General features: G+C 69.6%; 7 protein-coding genes. 5 read left to right on the plus strand and 2 right to left on the minus strand.

Annotated features, from left to right (window positions below; translation table 11 throughout):
- Nucleotides 1-58: 58 nt before the first annotated feature.
- A complete protein-coding gene (locus AC5RUH_RS13235; RefSeq protein WP_493978019.1) occupies nucleotides 59-520 on the minus strand; it encodes an Lrp/AsnC family transcriptional regulator in 462 nt (153 codons plus the stop codon).
- A gap of 214 nt (nucleotides 521-734) precedes the next feature.
- Here AC5RUH_RS13235 and pdhA point away from each other — a divergent pair, with 214 nt between their 5' ends.
- From pdhA to AC5RUH_RS13260, 5 genes are all read left to right on the plus strand, one after another.
- The gene (gene pdhA, locus AC5RUH_RS13240; RefSeq protein WP_494128804.1) at nucleotides 735-1,895 is read left to right on the plus strand and encodes a pyruvate dehydrogenase (acetyl-transferring) E1 component subunit alpha; all 1,161 of its coding nucleotides are present in this window, start codon (nucleotides 735-737) and stop codon (nucleotides 1,893-1,895) included.
- 28 nt (nucleotides 1,896-1,923) lie between these two features.
- Complete coding sequence (locus tag AC5RUH_RS13245) at nucleotides 1,924-2,970, plus strand: alpha-ketoacid dehydrogenase subunit beta (RefSeq protein ID WP_494128805.1); 1,047 nt, start codon at nucleotides 1,924-1,926, stop codon at nucleotides 2,968-2,970.
- A 2-nt stretch (nucleotides 2,971-2,972) separates the two neighbouring features.
- Nucleotides 2,973-4,544, plus strand: coding sequence for a dihydrolipoamide acetyltransferase family protein (locus tag AC5RUH_RS13250; protein ID WP_494128806.1), 1,572 nt, complete (start codon nucleotides 2,973-2,975; stop codon nucleotides 4,542-4,544).
- Between the two features lie 88 nt (nucleotides 4,545-4,632).
- A complete protein-coding gene (locus tag AC5RUH_RS13255) occupies nucleotides 4,633-4,848 on the plus strand; it encodes a hypothetical protein (RefSeq protein ID WP_494128807.1) in 216 nt (71 codons plus the stop codon).
- Nucleotides 4,849-4,993: 145 nt separating this feature from the next.
- Nucleotides 4,994-5,857: an MBL fold metallo-hydrolase gene (locus tag AC5RUH_RS13260; RefSeq protein WP_494128808.1), complete on the plus strand. Its 864-nt coding sequence runs from the start codon at nucleotides 4,994-4,996 to the stop codon at nucleotides 5,855-5,857.
- Between the two features lie 103 nt (nucleotides 5,858-5,960).
- Here the strand turns inward: AC5RUH_RS13260 and AC5RUH_RS13265 are convergent, their stop codons facing one another.
- Nucleotides 5,961-6,533, minus strand: coding sequence for a GNAT family N-acetyltransferase (locus AC5RUH_RS13265; RefSeq protein ID WP_494128809.1), 573 nt, complete (start codon nucleotides 6,531-6,533; stop codon nucleotides 5,961-5,963).
- Between the last annotated feature and the right edge of the window lie 118 nt (nucleotides 6,534-6,651).

Consider the following 6,651-nt stretch of genomic DNA (forward strand, 5'->3'; position numbering starts at 1 on the left):
CCGGCAGGGCGTCGGGACCTGCGGGCCGGCGGCATGTCCCGGTGGCCCGCCGGCCGGTTCAGCGGGTGTCGAGGTCCTCGAATACCAGGAAGGTCTGGGTGTCGAGGATCCCGGGCATGGACTGGATCTGGTCAAAGATGACCCGGCGCAGGTCCACGTTGTCCACGGCACGGACCAGCAGGATGACATCGAAGTTCCCGCCGACCAGGGCGATGTGGTGCACCTCGGGAATGGCGCGCAGGGCTTCGCGCAACTCGCGCCAGGAGTGCTGGCGCAGCTTCAGGGTCACGTAGGCGGATGCCTTCAGTCCCGCCTTAATCGGGTCCACCAACGCCGTGAACTTGGTCAGCACGCCCGCCTCGGTCAGCCGGGCGATGCGCGAGTATGCGTGGGCGCGGGAGATGTGCACGTTTTCGGCGACCGCGGTCACGGACAGCCGGCCGTCCCGGGTCAGCTCCGCCAGGATCCGGCGGTCGATCTCATCCAGCTGCGGGACCTTTGCGGCGGCACCGTTGGCCATCTGTCTACACCTCGCGGGGTTATCCAGCTCACATTAACAATTCGTCTCCAAGACTACGGCCAGACAAGCAGATAATCCACGTTTTCCCGCATAAGTGGATACGAAAAGTAGCCGAATCCATACTAAAGCTACACAGTTTCTTCACCAGGGCCGCCCGCGCCATGCGGGGCGGCAGGCAACGGCGCCCGCCGACCAGGATTCGAATGGAGACACCATGACCATCTCAACCGGTAACCCGATCGAGGGATCGATGTCCGACCCGTCCGGCCGCCCCGGCATGGATGATCAGGTCACCGCGGAGGCCTACATGCTGCCCTCCGGGCAGCCCGTGCAGCTGGTGGACCCGGACGGCCGACACGTGCACAACGACAAGTACCCGCTGCCCGACGGCGAGGTCCTGCTGGGCGCCTACCGCGAACTGGTGGTCGGCCGCCGCGTCAACGACCAGGCCAACGCACTGGTCCGCCAGGGCAGGCTGGCCGTCTACCCCTCATCGCACGGGCAGGAGGCCTGCCAGGTGGCGGCGGCCCTGTGCCTGGGCCGGGACGACTGGCTGTTCCCCACGTACCGCGATACCGTCGCCGTGATCGCCAAGGGCGTCGACCCGGTGCAGACCCTGACCCTGCTGCAGGGCGACTGGCACGGCGGCTACGATCCCTACGAGCACAAGGTGTCGATCCAGGCCACGCCGCTGGCCACCCAGCTGCTGCACGCCGTCGGCGTCGCCCACGCCGCCAAACTCAAGGGCGAGGACACCGTCGTCGTCGCGCTCTGCGGTGACGGGGCGACCAGCGAGGGCGACTTCCACGAGGCGCTGAACTTCGCCGCCGTGTTCCACCTCCCGGTCGTGTTCTTCGTGCAGAACAACCAGTACGCCATCTCCGTCCCGCTGAACAAGCAAACGGTGGCGCCGTCGCTGGCGCACAAGGCCATCGGCTACGGCATGCCGGGCGAGCGGGTGGACGGCAACGACACCGCCGCGTTGCTGTCGGTGCTCGGCAAGGCCGTGACCCGGGCCCGCGACGGCGGCGGCCCCGCCCTGGTCGAGGCACACACGTACCGGATGCAGTCGCACACCAACGCCGACGACGCCACCCGCTACCGCACCGACGACGAAGTGGCCGAGTGGGCGCCGAAGGACCCGCTGGTGCGCCTGCGGACATACCTCAAGGAACTGCACCTCCTGGACGAGGCCCTCGAAAAGGAAATCGCCGAGCGGGCGGAAACCGTGGCCGCGCAGATGCGCGACGGACTCAACGCCGAGACCGATGTGGACCCGGAGGACCTGTTCCGCTTCGTCTTCACCGAAAAGACCAGCCAGCTGCGCGAGCAGGCCGCCATGCTCCGCGACGAGCTCTCGCGCGAGTCGGCCTGAGCGCCGCCGCCGACTAAAAGGACACCCCATGAGCACAACAATGACGTTCGCCAAGGCGCTGAACACGGCCCTGGCCGATGAGATGGAAGCCGACCGCTCCGTCGTCGTCTTCGGTGAGGACGTGGGCCCGCTGGGCGGCGTCTTCCGCATCACCGACGGCCTCACCAAGCGGTTCGGCGAGGAACGCTGCTTCGACACCCCGCTGGCCGAATCCGGCATCATGGGCATGGCGATCGGCATGGCGATGAACGGCCTCCGCCCGGTGGTGGAGATGCAGTTCGACGCGTTCGCCTACCCGGCGTTCGAGCAGGTGGTCTCGCACGTGGCCAAGATGCCCAACCGGACCCGCGGCAGGGTCAAGCTGCCGATGGTGATCCGGATTCCGTATGCCGGCGGGATCGGGGGAGTGGAGCACCACTGCGACTCCTCGGAGTCCTACTACGCGCACACGCCGGGCCTGACCGTGGTGGCGCCGGCCACGGTGGAGGACGCCTACACCATGCTCCGCGAGGCCATCCGCTTCCCGGATCCCGTGGTGTTCCTGGAGCCGAAGAAGCTCTACTTCTCCAAGGAGCAGCTGGACCTCGAAGCGCTGCAGTCACAGTGGGCCGGGTCGGAGACCGTGCAGGGATCCGGGTCCGGAACCGGCGCCGCCCCCGGGTCCGGCATCGGCCGCGCAGTCGTCGCCCGCGAGGGAACCGACGCCACGCTGATTACCTACGGTCCGTCCGTGCCCACCGTCATGCAGGCCGCCGCGGCCGCCGCCGAGGAGGGGCGCTCGCTGGAGGTCATTGATATCCGGTCAATCGTGCCGTTCGACGATGAAACCGTGATGGCCTCCGTGCGGAAAACCGGACGCGCCGTGGTCGTCGCCGAAGCCCCCGGCTTCGCGTCCGTCGCCTCCGAGATCGTGGCGCGGGTGCAGGAGCGCTGCTTCCACTCGCTGGCCGCCCCGGTGCTGCGCGTGACCGGTTTCGATATTCCGTATCCCGCGCCGAAGCTGGAGCGGCACTACCTGCCCAGCGTGGACCGCATCCTGGACGCGGTGGATGAACTCCAGTGGGAGGACGCGTAGCCATGTCGCGACAGGTATTCAAACTGCCCGACCTCGGCGAGGGCCTGACCGAGGCCGAGCTGGTGAACTGGCTGGTCAAGGTCGGCGACGAGATCCGCGTGGACCAGCCGGTCGCCGAAGTGGAGACCGCCAAGTCCATGGTGGAGGTGCCCAGTCCGTTCGCGGGGACCGTCGCTGTGCTGCACGGCGCGGCCGGCGACACCCTGGACGTGGGCAAGCCCCTCATCTCGGTCGACGCTCCGGGCTACGTGCACGACGACGGCGCCCAGGCTGCCGCGCCGCAGGCACCCCGGGCGGGGGAGGCTGCCGCCGCTGTCGCGGCGGGAGACGCTCCCGACCCGGACCGCGCGGGGCCAGGCGCCGCCCATCCCGACGGCGAGGCCTACCGGAGGGAGGAGCGGGCCGGCATCCAGGAGCCTGCCGAATCCGGCTCCGGCAACGTGCTGATCGGCTACGGCACACCCGGCGGGTCGGCGGGGTCCAAGCGCACCCGGAAACCGAAGACCGGCCGCGTTGCCGTGGCGACCCCTCCGGCGGCGACCCCTCCGGCGGCCGCCCCGGCGGCGGTGGCCTCCCCGGCGGTAGCTCCGACGACCGCGGCAACGCAGGAGGAACCCGTGCCGGCCGCGAGCGGACGGGCCCCGCTGGTCATCTCGCCCCTGGTCCGCAAGCTGGCCCGCGACTCGGGTCTCCGCTTGACCGACATCGCCGGCACGGGCCCGGACGGCATGGTGCTGCGCAAGGACGTGGAGGCCGCGCTGGCCGGAGCCGCGGCCCCCTCCGGCGCAATGGCCGGAGCAGCGGCCCCCGCCTCCGGCCTGGCCGGAGCCCCGACGGAGGGTCGCACGGCGGGTGCAGCCGGCATCGACGCCCGTACCGGTCTGGGCATCGCCACCCGCACCCCGATGAAGGGCGTGCGGAAGACCGTGGCTCAGGCGATGTCGCGCAGCCGCAGCGAAATCCCCGAGGCCACCGTCTGGGTGGACGTGGACGCCACCGCCCTGCTGCAGATGCGCGCCGACCTCAAGCGCCGCGACCCGGAGAACACCCCGGGGCTGCTGGCCTTCATCGCGCGGTTCGTGCTGGCCGGCCTGGCCAAATATCCGGAGTTGAACACCCGGGTGGAGGGCGAGGAGATCGTCGGCTTCGACGGCGTGAACCTCGGCTTCGCCGCTCAGACCGACCGCGGTCTGATGGTGCCCAGCGTACGCAACGCCGACAGGCTCAGCGCCCGGCAGCTGGATACCGAGATCAGGCGGCTCACCGCCGTCGCCCGCGACGGCAAGGCCACGCCGGCCGAGCTGACCAGCGGCACCTTCACCCTGAACAACTACGGCGTGTTCGGCGTGGATGGCAGCGCCGCCATCATCAACTACCCCGAGGTGGCGATCCTCGGCGTCGGCCGGATCATCGACAAGCCGTGGGTGGTGGACGGGCAGCTGGCGGTCCGAAAGGTGACCGAACTGGTGCTGGCCTTCGACCACCGCGTCTGCGACGGCGGCATCGCGGGCGGTTTCCTGCGCTACGTGGCGGACGCGATCGAAAACCCCGGCAGCGTCCTCGCCGACCTGTAGCAGCTCCCCGCCGGCCGGCGCCCGATCGGCCGGCGGCAGCCCGAAATTATCCCTAGCTGGCCCGTCCCGCCGGCGCTACCCTTAGGGCATGGTCACTCTGCCAGAGGCGTACAAAAAGTACCTCTCCCGCCTGTCTGCACACCATGCCGAGGCGCTGCGGCCGGTGTTCCTCGAGTCGGCTGCCGAGGGGGAACACGGCGTGATGGTCCGTGGCATGGGCTCCAAGCATGTGCAGGCCTACGTCGACGACTCCGTGCCGTTCGGCGAGGTGCGCGAGGTGCTTCGCTCCGTTCACGATCTCTAGCGCGGGACGCTCGCCAGGAGGCCGCAGCCAGTCGGCCGCGGTCTGGTGGTTGGGTGTGCCGGAGTGGTCGGCACGGTACCGTGGCAGGATCAGGCTGCGCCGTCCGCGCGGCCGGTGTTCGACGCGACGGAGGGTGACTACCCGGATGAGCGATGCCGCCCGATCAGAGGACAAGGCCGGAGGGCCGGGGGACATGCCCGGGGAGCCCGCGGAATGCGTGCAGGTGGCACCCGGCAATTACGTGATCAAGACCCGGGAGTATCTGTTGAACTCCGGGCTGGTCGTCGGCAGGAACAAGGCCTTGGTGGTGGATACCGGTGCCGGGCCGCGGCAGGCACGGCGGATCTACGCGGCCGTACGCGCGCTGACCAAGCTGCCGCTCGTCGTCGTGAACACGCATTTCCACTTTGACCACGTCTTTGGCAACGCCTACTTCGCGGCCCAGGGCGTGCAGGACTTTTACGCCCACCGCAATTGCGCGCACGACGTCGCAGAGAACGGCGTTCTCCAGCGCGAGGCAGTCGGGGAAACGGAACCCGAAATGGCGGCCGGCGACGGGGAGCATACCGGGATCAAGATGCCCAACAAGCTGGTGGACACGGAAACCACCGTCGACCTGGGCGAGGTCAGCGTCAAGCTCTTCCATCTGGGCCGCGGCCACACCGACGGTGACCTGCTGGTCGGTTCGCCCACCACGCTTTTTGCCGGCGATCTGGTGGAGCAGGGCGCCCCGCCCGCCTTCGAAGATTCCTACCCGCGCGACTGGGTGGAAGCGCTGCGCCGGATCTCCGGGCTGCGGCACGAGTACGACGTGCTGGTGCCCGGCCACGGCCAGACCGTCAGCGACGCCTACGTGAAGAACATGTGCGAGACCATGACCCTGGCCGTCCGGATGGGGGAACAGGCCAGCCGCGACACTCCCGCAGACTCCACCAAGGCCATCCCGATCCTGCCCTACGGCCCCGTGCAGTCCCGCGCCCTGCTGCAGCGCCTCAGCGCCAACCGGTAAGGGGAGTGGCGGCGGCGAGCGGGGCACGGCGTCGGAAAGGAGTGGGGGAGCGGCGAAATGCAGTTGCGAAAGGCGTCGGGGAGCGGCGTCGGAAAGGCGTGCGTCAGCCCAGTTCCAGCCGCATGAGCACCCGCGGGAAGCCGTTTACCACCGCGTCGGTGTCTGCCGCCTTCATGAAGCCGGCCTGTTCGAAGAGCTTTCGCGTGCCGACGTAGGCCATGGTCAGGTCGACCTTCTGGCCCTCGTTGTCGACGGGGTAGCCCTCAACGGCGGGGGCACCATGCCGGCGCGCCAGGTCGACGGCGCCCGCGAGCAGATGATGCGAGATCCCCTTGCCGCGATGCCCCGGCCGCACCCGGATGCACCACGCCGACCACACATCGACGTCGTCCACGTGCGGGATCTTTCGGTTGCGCGCGAACGCCGTGTCCGCCCGGGGATGCACGGCGGCCCAGCCGACCACCTCGTCGCCGTCGTAGGCGAGCACCCCCGGCGGCGGGTCCTGCCCGCACAAGCGCTCGACGAGGGCACCTCGATCCTGGCCCCGCAACGAGGCGTTGTCTTTCGACGGAAGGCGGTAGCTGAGGCACCAGCAGACGTTCGCATCGGCGCGCTTTGGCCCCAGCATGGCTTTCACATCGCCGAAGACCGTTGCCGGACGCACCTCGATGGCCATGGGATCACACTGCCACCGCCATCCCGTGCTGGCAATGCTCCGGTCGGGCGCTGAGCAGCGCTCGGGCCCGGCCGCCGCCAATGCTCCGGGGCCCCGCCCGCCGGCCGGCCCCGAGCCC

The sequence above is a fragment of the Arthrobacter sp. Y3223166 genome (genome assembly GCF_059090935.1).